The 20,327-nt window shown below is 60.6% G+C and carries 20 protein-coding genes; 13 read left to right on the top strand and 7 right to left on the bottom strand.

What is annotated here, in order from left to right:
• Window positions 1-76: 76 nt before the first annotated feature.
• Window positions 77-430, bottom strand: a complete 354-nt coding sequence (locus GA0061105_RS20705; protein ID WP_092752555.1) for a VOC family protein — start codon at window positions 428-430, stop codon at window positions 77-79.
• A 381-nt stretch (window positions 431-811) separates the two neighbouring features.
• Window positions 812-2,575, bottom strand: a complete 1,764-nt coding sequence (locus tag GA0061105_RS20700; RefSeq protein WP_064696627.1) for a glucan ABC transporter ATP-binding protein/ permease — start codon at window positions 2,573-2,575, stop codon at window positions 812-814.
• 387 nt (window positions 2,576-2,962) lie between these two features.
• On the opposite strand from GA0061105_RS20700, the gene GA0061105_RS20695 reads away from it, so the two are divergent.
• The 3 genes from GA0061105_RS20695 (at window position 2,963) to GA0061105_RS20685 (ending at window position 8,195) form a co-directional block, all read left to right on the top strand.
• Window positions 2,963-3,718 (top strand): helix-turn-helix transcriptional regulator, encoded by a 756-nt coding sequence (locus GA0061105_RS20695; RefSeq protein ID WP_064696628.1) that lies wholly within the window; start codon window positions 2,963-2,965, stop codon window positions 3,716-3,718.
• A gap of 173 nt (window positions 3,719-3,891) precedes the next feature.
• A complete protein-coding gene (pyc, locus tag GA0061105_RS20690; RefSeq protein ID WP_092752553.1) occupies window positions 3,892-7,356 on the top strand; it encodes a pyruvate carboxylase in 3,465 nt (1,154 codons plus the stop codon).
• Between the two features lie 266 nt (window positions 7,357-7,622).
• Complete coding sequence (locus GA0061105_RS20685) at window positions 7,623-8,195, top strand: NADPH-dependent FMN reductase (RefSeq protein ID WP_092752551.1); 573 nt, start codon at window positions 7,623-7,625, stop codon at window positions 8,193-8,195.
• Between the two features lie 50 nt (window positions 8,196-8,245).
• Here the strand turns inward: GA0061105_RS20685 and GA0061105_RS20680 are convergent, their stop codons facing one another.
• The 3 genes from GA0061105_RS20680 to GA0061105_RS20670 all read right to left on the bottom strand — a co-directional run bounded on the left by GA0061105_RS20680 (window position 8,246) and on the right by GA0061105_RS20670 (window position 10,552).
• On the bottom strand, window positions 8,246-9,007 hold the full coding sequence (locus tag GA0061105_RS20680; RefSeq protein ID WP_064696631.1) for an amino acid ABC transporter ATP-binding protein: 762 nt from the start codon (window positions 9,005-9,007) through the stop codon (window positions 8,246-8,248).
• Window positions 9,004-9,684, bottom strand: a complete 681-nt coding sequence (locus GA0061105_RS20675) for an amino acid ABC transporter permease (RefSeq protein ID WP_088682954.1) — start codon at window positions 9,682-9,684, stop codon at window positions 9,004-9,006. The genes GA0061105_RS20680 and GA0061105_RS20675 overlap by 4 nt, the downstream gene beginning before the upstream one ends.
• A gap of 94 nt (window positions 9,685-9,778) precedes the next feature.
• On the bottom strand, window positions 9,779-10,552 hold the full coding sequence (locus tag GA0061105_RS20670; RefSeq protein ID WP_092752549.1) for an amino acid ABC transporter substrate-binding protein: 774 nt from the start codon (window positions 10,550-10,552) through the stop codon (window positions 9,779-9,781).
• Between the two features lie 333 nt (window positions 10,553-10,885).
• On the opposite strand from GA0061105_RS20670, the gene GA0061105_RS32910 reads away from it, so the two are divergent.
• From GA0061105_RS32910 to hisC, 4 genes are all read left to right on the top strand, one after another.
• Window positions 10,886-11,059, top strand: a complete 174-nt coding sequence (locus GA0061105_RS32910; protein ID WP_167358570.1) for a hypothetical protein — start codon at window positions 10,886-10,888, stop codon at window positions 11,057-11,059.
• A gap of 64 nt (window positions 11,060-11,123) precedes the next feature.
• Entirely contained in the window at window positions 11,124-12,317 is a 1,194-nt protein-coding gene (locus GA0061105_RS20665) for an MFS transporter (RefSeq protein ID WP_092752547.1), read from the top strand.
• A 96-nt stretch (window positions 12,318-12,413) separates the two neighbouring features.
• Entirely contained in the window at window positions 12,414-13,664 is a 1,251-nt protein-coding gene (ispG, locus tag GA0061105_RS20660) for a flavodoxin-dependent (E)-4-hydroxy-3-methylbut-2-enyl-diphosphate synthase (RefSeq protein ID WP_092752545.1), read from the top strand.
• A gap of 16 nt (window positions 13,665-13,680) precedes the next feature.
• Complete coding sequence (gene hisC, locus GA0061105_RS20655) at window positions 13,681-14,742, top strand: histidinol-phosphate transaminase (protein ID WP_064696636.1); 1,062 nt, start codon at window positions 13,681-13,683, stop codon at window positions 14,740-14,742.
• A 9-nt stretch (window positions 14,743-14,751) separates the two neighbouring features.
• On the opposite strand, the gene GA0061105_RS20650 is transcribed toward hisC, so the two are convergent.
• Window positions 14,752-15,666 (bottom strand): polyprenyl synthetase family protein, encoded by a 915-nt coding sequence (locus tag GA0061105_RS20650; RefSeq protein WP_064696637.1) that lies wholly within the window; start codon window positions 15,664-15,666, stop codon window positions 14,752-14,754.
• 135 nt (window positions 15,667-15,801) lie between these two features.
• Here GA0061105_RS20650 and mtgA point away from each other — a divergent pair, with 135 nt between their 5' ends.
• The 5 genes from mtgA to GA0061105_RS20625 all read left to right on the top strand — a co-directional run bounded on the left by mtgA (window position 15,802) and on the right by GA0061105_RS20625 (window position 19,013).
• Window positions 15,802-16,539 carry a monofunctional biosynthetic peptidoglycan transglycosylase gene (gene mtgA / locus GA0061105_RS20645; RefSeq protein ID WP_092752543.1) on the top strand — a complete coding sequence of 246 codons (738 nt, stop codon included), beginning with the start codon at window positions 15,802-15,804 and terminating at the stop codon, window positions 16,537-16,539.
• Between the two features lie 95 nt (window positions 16,540-16,634).
• Window positions 16,635-17,357: a DUF1868 domain-containing protein gene (locus tag GA0061105_RS20640; RefSeq protein ID WP_092752541.1), complete on the top strand. Its 723-nt coding sequence runs from the start codon at window positions 16,635-16,637 to the stop codon at window positions 17,355-17,357.
• A 13-nt stretch (window positions 17,358-17,370) separates the two neighbouring features.
• Window positions 17,371-18,018 carry a glutathione S-transferase family protein gene (locus GA0061105_RS20635; RefSeq protein WP_092752540.1) on the top strand — a complete coding sequence of 216 codons (648 nt, stop codon included), beginning with the start codon at window positions 17,371-17,373 and terminating at the stop codon, window positions 18,016-18,018.
• 156 nt (window positions 18,019-18,174) lie between these two features.
• On the top strand, window positions 18,175-18,360 hold the full coding sequence (gene rpmF / locus GA0061105_RS20630) for a 50S ribosomal protein L32 (protein ID WP_003543812.1): 186 nt from the start codon (window positions 18,175-18,177) through the stop codon (window positions 18,358-18,360).
• Between the two features lie 245 nt (window positions 18,361-18,605).
• The gene (locus tag GA0061105_RS20625) at window positions 18,606-19,013 is read left to right on the top strand and encodes a hypothetical protein (RefSeq protein ID WP_092752538.1); all 408 of its coding nucleotides are present in this window, start codon (window positions 18,606-18,608) and stop codon (window positions 19,011-19,013) included.
• Here GA0061105_RS20625 and phaR read toward each other — a convergent pair.
• Window positions 19,008-19,583 carry a polyhydroxyalkanoate synthesis repressor PhaR gene (phaR, locus tag GA0061105_RS20620; protein WP_064696642.1) on the bottom strand — a complete coding sequence of 192 codons (576 nt, stop codon included), beginning with the start codon at window positions 19,581-19,583 and terminating at the stop codon, window positions 19,008-19,010. The genes GA0061105_RS20625 and phaR overlap by 6 nt on opposite strands.
• Before the next feature lie 239 nt (window positions 19,584-19,822).
• Between phaR and GA0061105_RS20615 the strand changes: the two genes are divergently transcribed.
• A partial coding sequence (locus GA0061105_RS20615) for an acetyl-CoA C-acetyltransferase (RefSeq protein WP_483434106.1) occupies window positions 19,823-20,327 on the top strand: 505 nt, incomplete at its 3' end.

Here is a 20,327-nt window from a genome sequence, read left to right as displayed (position 1 = left end):
AAAGGACGCTTAGACCGAAAGTGTTGCAGCGTCCGTCGCGTGTCTGAAAAGACGCGCAACGCTGTAATCCCTCGGCTCAATTTTTATGAACGAGAATGTTGACCAGCCGGTCGAGCGGATCGCGCACGTAGAAACGCCTGACGCCCCAGGGTTCGTCGGCCGGACCGTATTCGATCGGAACGCCAGCGGCCGACATCGCCTTGAGCGCGCCGTCGAGATCATCCACCTCGATGGAAAGATCGGGCACCGGGGTCCCGGAGCCGCCTTGGCTGGCGACGCTCAACTGAACCTTCATGGAAGTATTCGTCCCGAACGTAACGATCCAGCCGAGATCCATCACCAGCTCGAGCCCAAGAATATCCTGATAAAAGCGTTTGGCGGCCGTCATGTCAGGCGCCTGGACATTGGCGACGATGCGCAGGACTTTCATGTCGCTCTCCTGGATGTCGGCTAGCAACAGGTTAGTGCCTTTCCGGCTTGGATTAAAGCATTCTCTGGGCTCGAACGGGTTCGGATGTGGACCGGCGGCGCGTGTCCTCGCTAAGCTCGAGGGCCAAGCCGGTGACCGGGCGGTCGACCGCCTCTTCACGACAAGCGTACGGCTGGTGGGAGAATGGCTGCAGCCGAACAGCAGACGGTCGTCGCAGCCTTTAGGCGCGAATTACTCTTTGCTCAGTAATCTCGCCTCCGATCTCGCCTGGTGGGGAGGTGGCCGGCGGGACGGAGGGGGCGAACGTGTTCCGCTACCCCAGACAAATAAAAGACCGGAAGAGCATCGCCCTTCCGGCCTTGTCTCGGAATTCCGAAGCGATCAGGCGGCTTCGGTGGCGTGAGCCTTGCGGACTTCTTCGTCCGTCAGGATGCCGCTGGCACGCAGCAGAGCGGCGAAGCGGCCGTTGCTGTGGCTGAGTTCGTCGAAGCTGCCCTGCTCGACGACCCGCCCGTCATCGAGGAAGAGCACCATATCGGCTTCGCGGACCGTCGAGAGGCGGTGCGCGATGATGAAGGTGGTGCGGTTCTGCCGCAGATTGTCGATCGCGGCCTTGACGCGGGCCTCGGTTTCGACGTCGAGCGCCGAGGTCGCCTCATCGAGCACCAGGATCGGCGCATCCTTCAGGATGGCGCGGGCAATCGCGATGCGCTGACGCTCGCCGCCGGAGAGCTTGTTGCCGCGTTCGCCGACATGAGTATCGTAACGATCCTCACGCGTCTCGATGAAGTCGGCGGCGGCGGCGGCTTCGGCCGCACGACGCATCTCCTCCTCGCTCGCACCTTCGCGGCCGAGGCGGATATTGTCGCTGATCGAACGGTTCAGCAGGCCCGCATCCTGGAAGACGGTAGCAATATGACGACGCAGCGACTTCCGGGTCACCTTGGTGATGTCGGTGCCGTCGACGAGGATCTGGCCGCCCTGCGGGTCGTAGACACGCTGCAGCAGGTTGACCAGCGTCGTCTTGCCGGCGCCGGTCGGGCCGACGATGGCGACCGTCTGGCCTGCCTTTACTGAGAACGAGACACCGTGCAGGCCCTGCGAGCTGTTGCCGAAGCCGAAGGAGACGTCGCGGAACTCGACCGCACCCTTGACGTTCTTGATCTCGCCGTTGCCGGCCGGCTCTTCACGTTCACGCACCGAATCCTCGAGCGTATAGAAATCCTGCAGCTTGGAACGAGCCTCGAAGATCTGCGTGGCGAATTGACGCATCAGGTCAAGACGGGCGATCAGCAGGTTGGCAAAGCCGATGAAGGCAATGACGTCGCCGACGCGCAGCTCGCCGGACTGGACAAGCATCGTGCCGATGATCAGCACCACCATCATTGCAATGGTCGAGGCCATGCGGTTCAGAGCGCTGGCGAGCGCCCACCAGTCGAGCACCGGATACTGCGCTTCGAGCAGCCGGCTGGCGAAGGATTTCAACGCCTTGGTTTCGGCTTCTATGCGGTTGTAGCTATGCAGGACGGAAACGTTGCTGATCGAGTCGCTGACATGTGAGAAGACGGTATGGTAATGGTTTTCGACCGAAGCCTGGCCATCCTTGGTGCGGCTCATGACCGCGCGACCGATCAGCCAATAGGCAACGCCCAGCACGATGAGCACGGCGGAAAGGCGCAAGTCCATCGACATTGCAGTCGGCACCAGCAGGGCCAGCGCGATAACCGTCGACAGGTGGTTGCGCATGAATTCCAGCCAGAGACCGAACAGCGTCTCGCAGGCACGCAGCAGCGTATGCAGCGCGTTGGAGGTGCCGCGCTGATGGTGCCAGGCGAGCGGCATGGAAATGATGCGGCCGAAGGCTTCCGTCAGCAGAGTTGCTCGTCGGCCATGGGCAAGCCGGTCTGCCTCGCGCGATACCAGAACGAAGGCGATGGTGTTGAAGACGGCGAAGGCCGCCCACATGAAGAGGATGGGTTTGACTTCACCCTTGCCCGAGATCGCATCGATGATGCGACCGAACAGGATTGGTTCCGCAATGGTGATGGTCGCCAGAACAATGTTGGCGATAACGACCAGGGATACGCGGAGCTTATAGGCGCCAAGATAGCGCAGAGCTCTTGCATAGACCTTGAATAGCGACACGTCTAACCTCTTGTGCATCTGCGAAAAAACGGGATGACGCGATGCTACAAAAGGCTACCTGAACCGGCGATTAACGGCGTATTCAGGGCTTGGCGGAGGACAGATAACCTTACACACTAACCGCAGCTTCTGGCGAATTCGGAGCTGCATCAACAAGATAACGCAGGGGATCGTTCGCCGGCCCCTCAGATCTTTTCGGGATTGGGCCCTGGCGCCGCAATGACACCCCGATTATATCTCACGACAATTTGTGCTTGCATTTTATTTAATATTTAGCGCAGCATTAAATTAGAGACTGCATTTTTTTACGTAGACCGTTCCGCGACCATCTGAAAAGCCGCCAACGGCCTCGATGCGGGCATCAGGTCCGAACAAGGGGCGTTTTTTGTGAATATTAATTCGTTAATTCAATTGCTTGTCATTTTGGAAGCTTGTTCAAATCCGGACGCCGTTGTCACCGAACTCGAGCAGGTCCTTCACGCTTCCGGTTTCGAGTATTACGGGCTGCTGCGACATTTGCAGCAAAGTCCGGCACAGCAGACACTGGAACTGCGGGCCGCGCCGCTTGCCGGTCGCTGGCCGGAGCAATGGCTACAGATATATGCAGCGAAAAAATATGTCCGGATCGATCCGAGGCTGCGCTATCTCGCCCATGCGCAAAGACCTTTCCGCTGGCGGGAGAGCATGGCAGCCTTCCACGGCGACGCGCATCAGCGCCGCATGGAGCAGATGATGGTAGATGCCTTCGGCCATGGATTGGAGGACGGGTATCTCTTTCCGATCCATGGGCGCAACGGCATTCTCGGTAGCCTCAGTCTCGGCGGCAAGCCGATCGAATTGTCGCCGGTGGAAATCTCGCTGTTCGAGGCCGTGGCGCGCAAGGCGTTCTGGAGATTCCTCGACCTGACGGGTGAGGCGGAGGCGCTGGAGACAGTTCTGCCGACGGAGACGCCGCTGACGCGGCGCGAGATGGAAATCCTGCATTATCTCGCCGCGGGCATGACGTCGATGGAGATCAGCAAGATGCTGAAGATCTCAAACCATACCGTCGACTGGTACATGAACGGTCTGCAGGACAAGCTGAAGGCGAAGAACAGGCAGCAGGCAGTGGCGCTTGCCTTCCGTCACGGTCTCATAAGCTGAGCTTCTCCTTATCCATCTCGCTGAAACGCTGCATACTGACGGTCGGCATTTCGTGGCATGGCGAGAAAGTGCATTTCGCAGTCGCAAGAGAAATTGAACTTCCCGTGACAAGAAGTTAAGAATTTTCTTCGCGGGTGCAGCATGCCCGTGTCTGAACGACGGAGGAGACCGTTTTGCCCATTTCCAAGATACTCGTTGCCAACCGCTCCGAAATAGCCATTCGCGTGTTCCGCGCGGCCAACGAGCTTGGAATAAAAACGGTCGCGATCTGGGCGGAGGAGGACAAGCTGGCGCTGCATCGCTTCAAGGCGGACGAGAGCTACCAGGTCGGCCGCGGCCCGCATCTTGCCCGCGATCTCGGGCCGATCGAAAGTTACCTGTCGATCGACGAGGTGATCCGCGTTGCCAAGCTCTCAGGCGCCGATGCGATCCATCCGGGCTATGGCCTCTTGTCGGAAAGCCCCGAATTCGTTGACGCCTGCCACGAGGCTGGCATCATCTTCATCGGCCCGAAGGGCGATACGATGCGCCAGCTCGGCAACAAGGTTGCGGCTCGCAATTTGGCGATTTCGGTCGGCGTGCCGGTCGTGCCGGCAACCGAACCGTTGCCGGATGATATGGCCGAAGTGGCGAAGATGGCTGAAGAGATCGGCTATCCGGTCATGCTGAAGGCCTCCTGGGGCGGCGGCGGGCGCGGCATGCGCGCGATCCGCGATCCAAAGGATCTCGCCCGCGAGGTGACCGAGGCCAAGCGCGAGGCAATGGCCGCCTTCGGCAAGGACGAGGTCTATCTGGAAAAGCTCGTCGAGCGCGCCCGCCACGTCGAAAGCCAGATCCTCGGCGATACCCACGGCAACGTCGTGCATCTCTTCGAGCGCGACTGCTCCATCCAGCGCCGGAACCAGAAGGTGGTCGAGCGTGCGCCCGCACCTTATCTGACGGAAGCGCAGCGCCAGGAGCTTGCCGCCTATTCGTTGAAGATCGCGGCTGCGACCAATTACATCGGCGCCGGCACCGTCGAATATCTGATGGATGCCGATACCGGCAAATTCTACTTCATCGAGGTCAATCCGCGCATTCAGGTCGAGCATACGGTAACCGAAGTCGTCACCGGCATCGACATCGTCAAGGCGCAGATCCATATCCTTGACGGTGCCGCGATCGGTACGCCGGAATCCGGCGTTCCCGCTCAGGCCGACATCCGCCTCAACGGCCATGCGCTGCAGTGCCGTATCACCACCGAAGATCCGGAGCACAACTTCATTCCGGATTACGGCCGCATCACCGCCTATCGCTCGGCTTCTGGCTTCGGCATCCGTCTCGACGGAGGCACCTCCTATTCAGGCGCGATCATCACCCGCTATTACGATCCGCTGCTGGTCAAGGTGACGGCCTGGGCGCCGAACCCGTCCGAAGCGATTTCCCGCATGGACCGGGCGCTGCGCGAATTCCGCATTCGCGGTGTGGCCACCAATCTGACCTTCCTCGAAGCGATCATCGGCCACCCGAAATTCCGGGACAACAGCTATACGACCCGGTTCATCGACACGACGCCGGAGCTCTTCCAGCAGGTCAAGCGCCAGGACCGGGCGACGAAGCTCTTGACCTATCTCGCCGACGTCACCGTCAACGGCCATCCGGAGGCCAAGGACAGGCCGAAGCCGCTTGAAAACGCCGCGAGGCCGGTGGTGCCTTATGCCAATGGAAACGGGGTTAAGGACGGCACCAAGCAGCTTCTCGACAAGCTCGGCCCGAAGAAGTTCGGCGAATGGATGCGCAATGAGAAGCGGGTGCTGCTAACCGATACGACGATGCGCGACGGCCACCAGTCGCTGCTCGCCACCCGCATGCGCACCTATGACATCGCCAGCATCGCCGGCACCTATGCGCACGCGCTGCCGAACCTGCTGTCGCTCGAATGCTGGGGGGGCGCCACCTTCGACGTCTCGATGCGCTTCCTGACGGAAGATCCATGGGAGCGGCTGGCGCTGATCCGCGAGGGCGCGCCGAACCTGCTGCTGCAGATGCTGCTGCGCGGCGCCAACGGCGTCGGCTACACCAACTATCCCGACAATGTCGTCAAATACTTCGTCCGCCAGGCGGCCAAGGGCGGCATCGATCTCTTCCGCGTCTTCGACTGCCTGAACTGGGTCGAGAACATGCGGGTGTCGATGGATGCGATTGCCGAGGAGAACAAGCTCTGCGAAGCGGCGATTTGCTATACCGGCGATATCCTGAATTCGGCCCGCCCGAAATACGACCTGAAATACTACACCGACCTTGCCGTCGAGCTCGAAAAGGCCGGCGCCCATATCATCGCGCTGAAGGACATGGCGGGTCTGCTCAAGCCTGCGGCGGCGAAGGTTCTGTTCAAGGCGCTGCGCGAGGCGACCGGCCTGCCGATCCACTTCCACACGCATGACACCTCGGGCATTGCGGCGGCAACGGTTCTTGCCGCCGTCGAAGCCGGTGTCGATGCCGTCGATGCGGCAATGGATGCGCTGTCCGGCAACACCTCGCAACCCTGTCTCGGCTCGATCGTAGAGGCGCTCTCCGGCTCCGAGCGTGATCCCGGCCTCGATCCGGAATGGATCCGCCGCATCTCCTTCTATTGGGAAGCGGTGCGCAACCAGTATGCTGCCTTCGAAAGCGATCTCAAGGGTCCGGCATCGGAAGTCTATCTGCATGAAATGCCGGGCGGCCAGTTCACCAACCTCAAGGAGCAGGCGCGTTCGCTGGGGCTGGAGACCCGCTGGCACCAGGTAGCCCAGGCCTATGCCGATGCCAACCAGATGTTCGGCGACATCGTCAAGGTGACGCCGTCCTCCAAGGTGGTCGGCGACATGGCGCTGATGATGGTCTCGCAGGACCTGACAGTCGCCGATGTCGTCAGCCCGGACCGCGAAGTCTCCTTCCCGGAATCGGTGGTCTCGATGCTGAAGGGCGATCTCGGCCAGCCGCCGTCCGGCTGGCCGGAAACGCTGCAGAAGAAGGCGCTGAAGGGCGACAAGCCCTATACGGTGCGTCCCGGCTCGCTGCTGAAGGAGGCCGATCTCGATGCCGAGCGCAAGGTTATCGAGACGAAGCTGGAGCGTGAGGTCAGCGACTTCGAATTCGCCTCCTATCTGATGTATCCGAAAGTCTTCACTGACTTTGCGCTCGCCTCCGATACCTACGGTCCGGTCTCGGTGCTGCCGACCCCGGCCTATTTCTACGGCCTGGCGGATGGCGAGGAGCTGTTCGCCGACATCGAGAAGGGCAAGACGCTCGTCATCGTTAACCAGGCGATGAGCGCCACCGACAGCCAGGGCATGGTCACCGTCTTCTTCGAGCTCAACGGCCAGCCGCGCCGCATCAAGGTGCCGGACCGGGCGCATGGGGCGACCGGAGCGGCCGTCCGCCGCAAGGCCGAACCGGGCAACGCCGCCCATGTCGGCGCGCCGATGCCAGGCGTCATCAGCCGCGTCTTCGTCTCTTCAGGCCAGGCCGTCAGTGCCGGCGACGTGCTCGTCTCCATCGAGGCAATGAAGATGGAAACCGCGATCCATGCGGAAAAGGACGGGACCATCGCCGAAGTGCTTGTCAAAGCCGGAGACCAGATCGACGCCAAGGATTTGCTGGTCGTCTACGGCGGTTAATCGTTCGGCTGCCGGAGCGGAGATCTCGTTCCGGCAGCTCACCCTCTTTTATTGCGATCACTCGATTGTGTGCGACCAGCTGAACTGAAGGGTGAGATTTTCAAGCGTTTCGCGGACTTTCCGGCTTGCCGGGCATGGCGCTTCTTTCCTAAAAGCAACTCCGGCGTTTAACTCTAAAGGATTATACGCTGTTCAAGGAGCATCGATGGCGTGCCCTGTCGGCCGCGGCGCTCCAGCGACCCCGCCATTCAACAGGAAAGAACCCCATGAGCCAGTTGAAAATCGCCGTCATCGTCGGAAGCACGCGTATCGGCCGCTTTGCCGACCATCCCGCCCAATGGATCGCCGGCCTTGCCGGAGAGCGTTCCGAGCTTGCCGTCGAGGTGCTCGATCTTCGTGATTATCCGTTGCCGTTCTTCGGCGAAGCGCGCGCGACAGCAGCGGAGAATGAGACGGCTGAACTTTGGAAGAAGAAACTGCGCGAATTCGACGGTTATATTTTCACCGCCGCCGAATACAATCACGCGCCGACCGCGGTCCTGAAGAATGCCATCGATCTCGGTGAATTCATCCACAAGCCGGTCGCCTTCGTCGGTTACGGCGGCGTCGGCGGTGCACGCGCCGTCGAGCATCTGAGGCTGATCTTCGTTGAAATGGCCGCCGCTTCGGTGAAGACGGGTGTCCACATCGCCTTCAGCGAATATCTGAGCGTGCTCAAGGAAGGCAAAAGCCTCAGCGATTACCCGCACCTCAACGAGGCGGCCAGAAATCAGCTCGACCAGCTCATCTGGTGGGGCAATGCGCTGAAGGCAGCGCGCTCGGTCGTCACCTCTGCCTGAGGCATTTCGGGCGGAAGCGTCTCACGTGAATCACGATTCACGTGAGACATTCAGATATCGTATGTGTGGGCTGCGTTGATCGTCGAGATGAAGCGCTTGGTGCGTTCGCGCTCCGGCGCAGTGAAGATGGCTTTCGCACTGCCCGTCTCCACCACGCTCCCCGCTTCCAGGAAGACCACGTCATTGGCAATTTTCGAGGCGAGCCGCAGATCATGGGTCGCCATCACCATCGTCGTGCCCTCGCGGGCAAGCTGGCCCAGCACATCGACCACCTCGGCCGATAGTTCCGGATCGAGCGCGGAGGTGGGCTCGTCGCAGAGAAGCACGCGCGGCGACGGCGCCAGCGCCCGGGCGATCGCCACGCGTTGCTGCTGACCGCCCGACAGCGTCGAAGGCCAGGCATCGGTCTTGTGCGCCATGCCGACCTTGGTCAGAAGTTCCATGGCGCGCTCGCGCGCCTTTTCCCTCGGCCATTTCAGCACCGTCACCAGACCTTCCATTACATTTTCGATCGCGGTCTGATGCGGGAAAAGCTGGAAGTTCTGGAAGACCATACCCGTCTGACGGCGGATCTTCTGGATCGCCTGCCAGCCGACACGTTTGCCGGGTGCGAAGGAAAGCTCCTCCTCGCCGAGGCGGATCAAGCCTGATGTCGGGATTTCGAGCAGGTTGATGCAGCGCAGCAACGTGCTCTTGCCGCCGCCGGACGGTCCGACGAGGGCGGTGACGCTGCCCTCAGGAATGCGGATGCTGATGTCCTTCAGGATGACGGCATCGCCGAAGCGCTTTTCAATGTTGGAAAGCTCGATCATGCATTTGCCTCCAGCATGCCGCCGTAACGCGCGAAGCGGCGCTCCAGCCGCACCTGCAACTGCGACAGGACGGAGCTCAGGACGAGATAGATCAGCGCTGCCTCGATATAAAGGATCAGCGGTTCATAAGTGGTGGCGACGATGCGCTGTGCGGCCTGGAAGAGCTCCGGCACGGTGATGGCGGCCGCGAGCGAGGTATCCTTGACCAGCGAGATGAAGGTGTTGGACAGAGGCGGGACGGCGACCCGGGCGGCCTGAGGCAGGATCGTCCGGCTCATCGCCTGGCGCCAGCTCATGCCGATTGAATAGGCTGCCTCCCACTGCCCCTTCGGCACGGAGGAGATGACGGCGCGGATGATTTCGGAGCTGTAGGCGCCGATATTCAAGGTAAAACCAATGAGCGCGGCGGGAAAGGCGTCGAGCAGGATACCGATGCTCGGCAGGCCGTAAAAGATCACGAAGAGCTGGACGAGCAGCGGCGTGCCGCGGATCACCCAGACATAAAAGCGGGCGATCGCCGCGACGGGCGCCGGGCCGAAAAGGCGAGCGATCGCGGTGACCAGGCCGAGGATCAGGCCGAAGGCGAAGGAGAGCAGTGTGAGGGGGATGGTGAAGATCAACCCCGCCCAGAGCAGCGAGGGAAGCGATTCCGCCATCAGTTGAAGCCAGTGCGGCAAGGGGACATTCCCTCTCATGGATTGGGTAGTGACACCTCGGAATACCCCTCCCCAACCCCTCCCCACAAGGGGGAGGGACTTTTTTGAACGAAGCTTACTTGGAAACGTCCTGGCCGAAGTACTTGTCGGCGATCTTCTTGTAAGTGCCGTCGGCCTTGATGCCGGCAAGCGCCTTGTTGATTTCGGCGAGAAGCTCAGGCTCGTTTTTCCGGATGATGATGCCGGAATAATCAGCATTTTCCTGCTCGGCGGCGATCTTCACCGGCGCATCCGGCTTGTGCTTCTTGAAGTCGAGGAAGGAGAGGCTGTCGTTGATCGTTGCATCGGCGCGCTTGGTCAGCACGAGCTGGATCGACTGGTCGAAACCATCGGTGCCGACGAGCTCGGCGCCGGCTTCAGTTGCAATCTTGCCGAAGTTGCTGGTCAGCGACTGGGCTGATTTCTTGCCCTTCAGGTCGGCGAAGGTCTTGATGCTGTCGTCGCCTTCGCGGACGATCAGCACGGCCTTGGAAGCGATATAAGGTTCGGAGAAATCGTATTTCTGTTTGCGGGCTTCGGTAATGCCGACCTGGTTGATGACCGTGTCGTAGCGCTTGGCGTCGAGGCCGGCGATGAGCCCGTCCCACTTGCCTTCGACGAACTCGGCCTTGACGCCGAGCTTGGCGGCGATCGCTTCGCCGATCTCGACGTCGAAGCCGACGAGCTTGCCGCTCTCGTCATGATAGGTGAACGGCGCATACGTGCCTTCGGTGCCGATCTTGATGACGCCGGCGGATTTGATTGCGGCGAGGTTTTCGCCGGCATGGGCGGGCAGGAGAGCTGCGGCCTGAATGAGGGCAGCGGCGGCGATGGTTTTCAACCAGTTCATTGTTCTATCCATCCTTGGGAGGTTGCGATCGGGTGAGGCATCATTCGCAGAAAACTAGGGCGCCGGAAGCGTAGAAAACCGCGAAAAAAAGCAGCAACTGCAAATATTTTTCTCAAGCCGTCGGCGGAAACATGAAATCCATCGAAGCGCCTGACGCCTCGTTTTCCTCAGCCCGGAAAATATCCGTCAGGTGCGGTCGGTGGTGCAGCTTTGTTTCACCACGTCAGAAAACGTGTATCCGTGCATACTGCGAACATGATCATAAGTGTTTGTCTTCATGTAGGTTTGTATTATCTCAGCCGTTGATCCGGGGAGGGACACGCAGAGTTTCTGTTGCGCGAGCGTCAAAGTCTCAATTCCGAGGGACTGCGGCTCGACGACCGCGCGATGGCCGCGCCGGTTGCTGATTGCCAACGCCTGACCATCGAAGACGATGCGGATCCCGTGGTTCTGGAGGGTTATCGCGACCGTTGGTGCAGGGCTGCACCTCCGGAAAAAACGAACTGAGCCGCCGTTACAGAGTTAAGAAAAAACGGGCGCTCCCAAGCCCGGCAACTAGGAAAGACCGAGTATGGACAGTCACGTGAGTGCGCCACCAGGAATCCGCAGCGGCTTCATTACCAGAAGCAGAGCTGCTGTATCCCTGCTCTTTCTCATGAATGGCTTTGTCGTCGGCTGTTGGGCGCCGAAGATTCCGGATTTTGCCGAACGTCTCGGACTGAGCAAGTTCGAGCTCGGATTGATGATTCTGGTCTTCGGAATCGGCTCCCTGGTCATGATGCCGGTCGCCGGTGCGCAGATCGCCAAGCATGGCTCACGCGTCGTCGTTCGGGTGACCGCCGTGTGCGTGGTACCATTGCTTCTAGCATTGACGCTCGCGCCGAACGTGATCACCGGAGCAATCGCGCTCTTTCTGTTCGGAGGTTTCATCGGCGCGATGGATGTTGCGATGAATGCCAACACGGTGTCCGTCGAAAAATCCATGCGTCGCGCCATCATGTCGTCCTGCCATGCTTTCTGGAGCCTTGGCGGCCTGATCGGCTCGGGTCTCGGCGGCGTCGTGATCGCCAAGCTCGGCATTCTCGGCCATGCGCAGCTGGCGACGATACTGGCGGCAATCTTTATTGCCATCGCTTGGCCCATGATCCTGGCGGATCCCCCGCACCCCGATGCCAAGAAGGAGAAGACGAGGCTGCCGATGGTGCCGCTGCCGTGGCTGCTCGGATTGATGGCGCTGTTCTCGATGGTGCCGGAAGGTGCGGTTCTGGATTGGGGCGCGCTCTATCTCCGGCAGGAAATGGATGCCTCGGTCGCGCTTTCCGGCCTCGGTTTCGCGGCCTTTTCGGCGACCATGGCGGTCATGCGTTTTGCTGGCGACCTGGTGCGTGACCGTCTCGGCGGCGTCAAGACGCTGCGCATCTGCACGCTGTTTGCCATCGCTGGCATGTTGCTTGCCGGCCTGGCGCCGAATGCAGAACTTGCGATTCTGGGCTTTGCCTTTTGCGGCATCGGCATTTCCAATATGGTGCCGATCGCCTTCTCGGCCGCAGGCAACATTCCCGGTCTCAAGCCCGGCATCGGCATCTCTGTGGTGACGACGATGGGTTATTCCGGCATGCTGGTCGCGCCGTCTTTGATCGGCTTCGTCGCCGAGCATATCGGTTTTGCCGTCGTCTTCATGGCGCTGCCGGTGCTGCTGCTGTTCGTTCTCATGTTCTCCAAGCTGGCTCATTATGCCGATGGGGTCTCCGGAGGCGGCCACTGATCCGGACCGGTACAAAAGTGATATAGTGGGCGGTTGACAAGAAAGCGGTCATGATCCACCTGAATGGCACTGTTTTTAGGGGTGCAAGAACTCTGCATGTTGTCAGCCGCCGATTTTGATCCGAAACCGCGCCGCGCTTCCGTCGCCGTCGATGTCGGCGGCGTCATTGTCGGCGGCGGCGCGCCGATCGTCGTACAATCGATGACGAACACGGATACGGCCGATATCGATTCGACCGTTGCCCAGGTCGCCGCCCTCCACCGGGCGGGCTCGGAGCTGGTGCGCATCACTGTCGATCGCGACGAGAGTGCGGCTGCCGTGCCGAAGATCCGCGAGCGGCTGCTGCGGCTCGGCATGGACGTGCCGCTGATCGGCGACTTCCACTACATCGGCCATAAACTGCTTGCCGATCATCCCGCCTGCGCTGAGGCGCTGGCGAAATACCGCATCAATCCCGGCAATGTCGGCTTCAAGGACAAGAAGGACAAGCAGTTCGCCGAGATCATCGAGATGGCGATCCGCTACGACAAGCCGGTGCGCATCGGCGTCAACTGGGGCTCGCTCGATCAGGATCTCTTGACGGCGCTGATGGACCAGAATGCCGAGGCTGGCTCGCCGCTTTCGGCCCGGCAGGTGACGCGCGAGGCGATCGTCCAGTCGGCGCTGCTGTCGGCAGCCCTTGCCGAGGAAATCGGCCTGCCGCGCAACCGCATCATCCTGTCGGCCAAGGTTAGCCAGGTGCAGGATCTGATCGCCGTCAACTCGATGCTCGCAGAGCGTTCCAATCACGCGCTGCATCTCGGCCTGACCGAAGCCGGCATGGGCAGCAAGGGCATCGTCGCCTCGTCGGCGGCCATGGGCTTCGTGTTGCAGCACGGTATCGGCGATACGATCCGGGTGTCGCTGACGCCCGAGCCGAACGGCGACCGCACGCGCGAAGTCCAGGTGGCGCAGGAAATCCTGCAGGTGATGGGCTTCCGCCAGTTCGTGCCTGTCGTTGCCGCCTGTCCGGGCTGCGGGCGCACGACCTCGACGGTCTTCCAGGAACTCGCCCAGAACATTCAGAACGACATCCGCAAGAACATGCCGGTCTGGCGCGAGAAATATCCCGGCGTTGAGGCACTGAACGTCGCCGTCATGGGCTGCATCGTCAACGGGCCGGGGGAAAGCAAACATGCCGATATTGGCATTTCGCTCCCAGGCACCGGTGAAACGCCGGCCGCACCCGTTTTCATCGACGGCAAGAAAGCGCTGACGCTGCGCGGCCCCAATATCGCCGCCGATTTCGAGGCGCTTGTCATCGATTATATCGAGAAGCGTTTCGGCCAGCGGACCGCAGCGGAATGAAGGCCCGCGTGTTCGAATGAGCCGGTACTGGTCTGATATCGTCAGCAAGCTTCGGCCCTATGTCGCGGGCGAGCAGCCGCGTATTCCCGGCCTGGTCAAGCTCAATACCAATGAGAATCCCTACGGGCCATCACCGAAGGCGATCGAAGCGATCAGGCAAACGGCGGACGATCGTCTGCGGCTCTATCCCGATCCCGCCGCCATCGAATTGCGCGAGGCGATCGCAGCCCGTTTCGACGTGACGGTGGAAGAGGTATTCGTCGGCAACGGTTCCGACGAGCTTCTTGCCCACACGTTCCAAGCGCTGCTGAAACATGATCGACCACTTCTCTATCCCGATGTGACCTACAGCTTCTATCCGACCTATAGCCTGCTATATGATGTCGAGGCGATCGAGGTACCGCTCGACGATCAGTTCCGGATTCGGCTGTCGGATTACGACAGGCCGTGCGGGGCGATCATCATTCCCAATCCGAATGCGCCGACCGGTATCGGCCTGCCGCTTTCCGGGATCGAGGCGCTTCTTGCTGCTCATCCGGATGCAGTCGTCGTGATAGACGAGGCCTATGTCGATTTCGGCGGCGAAAGCGCCGTGCCGCTCATTTCTCGATATCCCAACCTTCTCGTCATCCAGACCTTTTCGAAATCTCGTTCGTTCGCAGGTCTGCGCGTCGGCTTCGCGCTCGGGCACCGCGACCTGATTGAGGCGTTGGTGCGCGTCAAGGACAGCTTCAATTCCTATCCGCTCGATCGCCTGGCCCAGGTCGCCGCGACGGCGGCGATCAAGGACGAGGCTTGGTTCGAGACAAGCCGGCGGAAGATCATCGCCACCCGGGAAAACCTCATTCGCGAGCTTGAGGCGCTGGATTTCGAGGTGCTGCCGTCTTTGGCCAATTTCATTTTCGCAAGGCATGAAAGCCGGCCGGGCGCAGCACTTCTGGCCGGGCTGCGGGAGCGTGGCGTCCTCGTCCGGCATTTCGCCAAGCCGCGCATTTCGGAGTTCCTGCGCATCAGCATCGGCACCGACGAGGAATGTGCGCGCCTAGTTGCCGCTCTCAAGGAGATACTGGCGGCTTGATCCGACAGTTTAGCTCTTACGGTCGGCGATGAAATGCGCAGCAGCGGTGAGGGTAGAGGCGCGTGCCCCGTAGGGGGTGAGCAGATCTTCGGCCTCGCGGACGTTCTGGCGGAGCTCGGTTTCGGCCCATTCCATGCCGTGGAGCGCCACGAGCGTTCCCTTGCCGCGGGCCGCATCCTTGCCGGTCGCCTTGCCCATGGTCAGCATATCCGAGGTCAGGTCGAGAATGTCGTCGGCGAGCTGGAAGGCAAGGCCGATCTTTTCGCCGAAGGCGCGCAGGCGGCGGCGATCTTCGGCCGGGCTTCCTGCGATGATGGCGCCCGCCTCGCAGGCAAAGCGGATCAGAGCCCCTGTTTTCATCGCCTGCAGGCGGATGATGCCCGCCTCGTCAGGAGCCTGTTTTTCGGCCGCGAGATCGAGCGCCTGGCCGCCGGCCATGCCGCCGAGACCGGCTGCGCGGGCGAGGGCCAGCACCAGTGCTGCCTTGTTCGTATCGGGAAGGGCGGTCTCCGGCGCTGCGATGATGTCGAAGGCATAAGTCAGCAGGCTGTCGCCGGCAAGGATCGCAGTGGCTTCGTCGAACCTAATGTGGACAGTCGGCTTGCCGCGGCGCAGATCGTCATTGTCCATGGCCGGCAGATCGTCATGCACGAGGGAATAGCAGTGAACGCATTCGAGTGCGGCGCCGACGCGGAGTGCTGCCTGCGCATCGCCGCCGAGAAGGGCGGCACTTTCGGCAACGAGGAAGGGGCGCAGCCGCTTGCCGCCGTTCAGCACGGCATAATGCATGGCGCTGCGCAGGGTCTCGGGCCTGGCGATTTCATCCGCGAGGGGGCCTGGTGAAAGCAATGCGTCGAGCAGCGCCTCGACTTCGCGGGCGTTGTTCCTAAACCTCGTCTCGAAAGTGTCCCAGTTCGCGTCCATGGCGCGCTGTTTGGCATGGAGCACCGGAGCTTGCAACGGAATTGTCGATGACTGCCGCAAGATTCCCCATGTGCTCTGGCATAAGCGCCTCACAGGCGTTATGAGAGCGGGAGGGAGCGAAATGGGCTTGGGACATTGGATATAGCGCCGGAGAGAGAGGATATTGCCGACATGCCGGTCCGTCGGCAATGGTTCGAAAATCGGCCTGTGCTGAAGCGTATCGTTTTTGGCTTGCTCGCCGTGCTGATCCTTCCCTACCTGCTGATCTTCCTCTACCTGCTGCCCTTCATCCACCCAGTCTCGACACTGATGCTGCGCGATCTCGTGCTGCTGCGCGGCTATGATCGCAGATGGGTATCGTTGGACGAGGTCTCCCCGGTCCTGGTGCAATCGGTGATGATGTCCGAAGACGGTCAATATTGTTTCCACGGCGGCGTCGACTGGGCGGAGATGCGCATGCTGGTCGAGGATACGCTCAAAGGTCAGGCGACGCGTGGCGGCAGCACGATCCCGATGCAGACGGCGAAAAACCTCTTCCTCTGGAACAGCCGCTCCTTCGTGCGCAAGGCGATGGAGCTTCCGCTCGCCGTCACCACGGATTTCGTCCTGTCGAAGCGGCGGCTGATGGAAATCTATCTCAATATTGCCGAGTGGGGTCCAGGCATTTATGGTATCGAGGCCGCCGCCCAGCATCATTTCAAGGTGCCGGCCGCAAAGCTGACGCGACGCCAGGCATCGCTGCTTGCCGTTTCGCTGCCGAACCCGATCGACCGCAAAGCGGGCAAACCCGGGCGAGGCCTTCGCCGGCTGGCCGGCGTTATCGAAAGGCGTGCGCAGGGTTCGGGCGATTACGTCAAGTGCATCTATGAATGAGATCAGAACTTGTCGTTAGATGCCGCGAGCGTCATCTGACATTCTTGGTTCTGCCATATGGGCGAATGCAGTCCAACCAGAGCCCCGAGTCGCCCATGACCGCCCAGACATTGTCTTCCGAGCTTCTGCTTTACTCGAAGACGCACAATCAAAAACCGCCCGCCCATCTCGGCAGCCGATATCGCAAGATCGGCGGTTTCCTGCCGGAGGCCGGCAACACCATCGTCTGCCACCCCGAGAAGGGTTCGCCGACCCAGGCGATACTGATCGAGGCGCGCGAGAAATATCTGGCAATGCCGGAGGCGCCGCAGTTCCTCTTCACGCCGATCTCCAGCCTTCACATGACGCTTTTCGACGGCATCATCGAGACCATGCGCCGGCGGGAGCGCTGGCCGGCCGATCTCCCTCTTGAAACGCCGATTGACGATATGACCGCGCTGCTGGCGGCTCGGCTTGACGGTTTTTCGATGGCCGAGCCTTTCAAGGTCGCGGTGGTCGGAGCACGCCCGTCAGGCCTGCTTGTCGAAGGAGCGACGGAGAAGGACCGCAGGAGCATGCGCGCCTGGCGCGACGCGTTTGCCGATCTCCTGGGCTATCGCCAGCCGAACCACGCGGAGTACAAGTTCCACGTCACCTTCGCCTATCCGATCGAATGGCTGGAGGTCGAAGCCTTGCCGCGCTGGCAGGCGATGCTCGACGGCGTGGTCGAGGGCATCCGCCGCAAGATCACAGTGTTATCGCTGACGCCGCCGGCATTCTGCGCTTATGAGGACATGAATCATTTTCACGAACTGCTGATTTTCGATTTCGACGCCTGAACGGGAGGGGCCTATGGACAGACCGACGCTCTACATCGCCAACAAGAATTATTCTTCCTGGTCGTTCCGACCGTGGATGGCGCTGACAGGCGCCGGCGTCGATTTCGAAGAAATCCTGATCCCCTTCGACGATGCGGGCGGCAATCCCAATATCAAGGCGATATCACCGAGCGGCCGGGTGCCGGTCCTGCAGCATGGCGGTTTGAAGATCTGGGAATCGTTGGCGATCATTGAATATGCCGCCGAGCTTTATCCGGACGGGGGCCTTTGGCCACACGACCGTGCCGAACGGGCGCTCGCCCGTTCTGTCTCGATGGAAATGCTTTCGAGCTTCCGGGCCCTGCGCAGCGCCTGCCCGATGAATATCCGAAGGCCGAAGGGGAAGATCGCATTGCCGGATGGCGTCGAGATCGACATCAGCCGCATCGAGGCGATCTGGCGAGACCTCCTGCAGAAATCCGGCGGCCCGTTTCTCTTTGGTGCCTTCACCGGGGCGGATGCGATGTTTGCGCCCGTCGTCAATCGGTTCGAGATCTATGACCTCGTCAGCCGGGAAGATACATTGGCCTATATGGAGACGATGAAGGCCCATCCGGCCTGGCAGAAATGGGAAGAGGCGGCCCGCGCTGAGCCCTGGATCGTGCCGGAAGACGAGGTCTGAGGTTCGAATCATCAGCCTCGCAAAAAATGCGCATGGGGACTGGTCAAGGCCGCCCCTTGCATGTATAAGCGCGCAAAATTTCCGAAATCGCGACATGTCCGTTTCGGCCGCCAGTCTGGCCGTGGGAATGTTTTGCCCGCAAGTGGAGTAAGAAAAATGGCTGTACCGAAGAGAAAAACGAGCCCGTCCAAGCGCGGCATGCGCCGTTCGGCAGACGCGCTGAAGGCTCCGACCTACGTCGAAGACAAGAATTCTGGCGAACTGCGCCGCCCGCACCATATCGACCTGAAGACCGGTATGTATCGCGGCCGTCAGGTTCTGACGCCGAAGGAAAGCGCATAATTGCCGATCCGGCTTCTCCGATCGACAGTTTCAAGGCCGGCTTAACGCCGGCCTTTTGCATTTCGGCAGAATAATATTTGCAGTGACTTGCGGTGAGACTACAGTTTGCGGCAGTATTCTTCCTGCTCTAGAGCGCCGTGCGTCCTTTTCGGACGCACAAAGGACGCTCTAACTCTTTGAATCTACGCATCGTGCTTTCCGAAAATCGATTCCGATTTTTGGGCCGATGCGGTAGGAGACTGCCGATGATAGCCGCAATGCCGCTGATGATTATTCCGTTTATTCTTTACAACCTCGCGATGCTCGGCCTAATGGGCGGCGGCGGCATTGCAGCGTTGCAGCATAACATCATCGTGCTGTCGATGCTCTCGGGAGCGACCTGGAGCATGTCGCTCGGCGATCTCTTCATCGTCGTCGCACTCGTGGTGTTGTTCTTCGAAATCCTGAAGGCAACCAGAACCGGATCCGGCAACCTCGTCAACCATATATTGTCGATGCTGATCTTCATCGCCTTCCTGGTCGAGTTTCTGCTCGTCCAGGGCGCTGCGACGCAGGTGTTCTTCATTTTGCTGACGATCGCTCTGATCGACGTAATCGGCGGCTTTGCCGTTTCGATCCGCAGCGCCGGGCGGGATGTTTCGATCGGATTATAGGTTGTCGAGCTTGTTCTGAAGGGCGCGAAGCTGTTCCTTCAGCTCGTCGATATCCTTGGCCTCGGCCTTGCGGCTTTCCTTGGCCGCCGGCGGTGTCATGAACGGCGAGAACATCTGCATCGCCTGCTGAAACAGCTCGGTATTACGGCGAACCTGGTCCTCGACCATCTGCATCGGCAATTGCAGGTTCTTGCCGAGGGGCGTCTCGCCAAAGGCGCGGTTCACCTGCTCACGCATCTGGGCCTGCTGTTCGGCGAAGGCGCGCATCGAATGTTCGAGAAAGCTCGGCACGACCATCTGCATCTGGTCGCCGTAATAGGTGATGAGCTGGCGCAGGAAAGAAATCGGGAGCAGCGTATTACCGGTCTTCGATTCCTGTTCGAAGATGATCTGGGTCAGCACGGAATGAGTGATATCATCCCCGCTTTTTGCATCCTGGACGATAAAATCTTCGCCCCTCTTCACCATCTCCGCCAGATCTTCCAGAGTCACATAGGTGCTGGTGCCTGTGTTATACAGGCGGCGATTGGCGTATTTCTTGATAACAATCTGACCCTCATTCTTCGCCATATCAGTCTCCTGAACCCCCGTCTGATGTTTGGATGTTCCTCCACTTCAGACTGTAAACGCAAAAGAAGGCCGGTGACAATCTCTTTGTGCGCTGCGGCAAACCTTTAACAGATCAAACGAATCGGCTTTGACGGCGGCCACCGGAAAAATGGCGCCGAGCGGTCTTCGCGTTTGACTTGTGCTCAAAGCTTTGCCAGTTTCCCCTTATGTAAGTGGGACGTAAAACGAGGAGCCTCCCCATGAGCAATTCATCCGTGGTCATCGCCAGCGCAGGTCGGACAGCCGTCGGCTCGTTCAACGGCGCTTTCGCAACGGTCCCCGCACATGAACTCGGCGCGGCCGTCATCAAGGGGGCGCTCGGGCGTGCCGGCGTCGATGCCGGCGAGGTGGATGAGGTGATCCTCGGCCAGGTGCTGGCTGCCGGCGAAGGCCAGAACCCGGCCCGCCAGGCGGCGATCAAGGCCGGCATTCCGAAGGAAGCGACGGCCTGGGGCGTCAACCAGCTCTGCGGCTCGGGCCTGCGCGCCGTCGCGCTCGGCATGCAGCAGATCGCCACCGGCGACGCCAGGATCATCGTTGCCGGCGGTCAGGAATCGATGTCGATGGCGCCGCATTGCGCGCATCTTCGCGGCGGCGTCAAGATGGGCGACATGAAGATGGTCGACACAATGATCAAGGACGGCCTGACCGACGCCTTCCACGGCTACCACATGGGCATCACCGCCGAGAATATCGCACGGCAGT

It is taken from the genome of Rhizobium aethiopicum (genome assembly GCF_900094625.1).
Classification (GTDB): Bacteria; Pseudomonadota; Alphaproteobacteria; order Rhizobiales; family Rhizobiaceae; genus Rhizobium; species Rhizobium aethiopicum.
Note: the sequence above shows the minus strand (reverse complement) of the source record. Positions and strands in the feature narration are given on the sequence as shown.

Coding starts and splice junctions, on each gene's coding strand:
- GA0061105_RS20640 (WP_092752541.1), top strand. CDS start 16,635: ATGACCGCCCAGACATTGTCTTCCGAGCTTCTGCTTTACTCGAAGACG.
- ispG (WP_092752545.1), top strand. CDS start 12,414: ATGTTGTCAGCCGCCGATTTTGATCCGAAACCGCGCCGCGCTTCCGTC.
- GA0061105_RS20650 (WP_064696637.1), bottom strand. CDS start 15,666: ATGGACGCGAACTGGGACACTTTCGAGACGAGGTTTAGGAACAACGCC.
- GA0061105_RS20670 (WP_092752549.1), bottom strand. CDS start 10,552: ATGAACTGGTTGAAAACCATCGCCGCCGCTGCCCTCATTCAGGCCGCA.
- phaR (WP_064696642.1), bottom strand. CDS start 19,583: ATGGCGAAGAATGAGGGTCAGATTGTTATCAAGAAATACGCCAATCGC.
- GA0061105_RS20685 (WP_092752551.1), top strand. CDS start 7,623: ATGAGCCAGTTGAAAATCGCCGTCATCGTCGGAAGCACGCGTATCGGC.
- hisC (WP_064696636.1), top strand. CDS start 13,681: ATGAGCCGGTACTGGTCTGATATCGTCAGCAAGCTTCGGCCCTATGTC.
- GA0061105_RS20635 (WP_092752540.1), top strand. CDS start 17,371: ATGGACAGACCGACGCTCTACATCGCCAACAAGAATTATTCTTCCTGG.
- GA0061105_RS20625 (WP_092752538.1), top strand. CDS start 18,606: ATGATAGCCGCAATGCCGCTGATGATTATTCCGTTTATTCTTTACAAC.
- GA0061105_RS20680 (WP_064696631.1), bottom strand. CDS start 9,007: ATGATCGAGCTTTCCAACATTGAAAAGCGCTTCGGCGATGCCGTCATC.
- GA0061105_RS20665 (WP_092752547.1), top strand. CDS start 11,124: ATGGACAGTCACGTGAGTGCGCCACCAGGAATCCGCAGCGGCTTCATT.
- rpmF (WP_003543812.1), top strand. CDS start 18,175: ATGGCTGTACCGAAGAGAAAAACGAGCCCGTCCAAGCGCGGCATGCGC.
- GA0061105_RS20705 (WP_092752555.1), bottom strand. CDS start 430: ATGAAAGTCCTGCGCATCGTCGCCAATGTCCAGGCGCCTGACATGACG.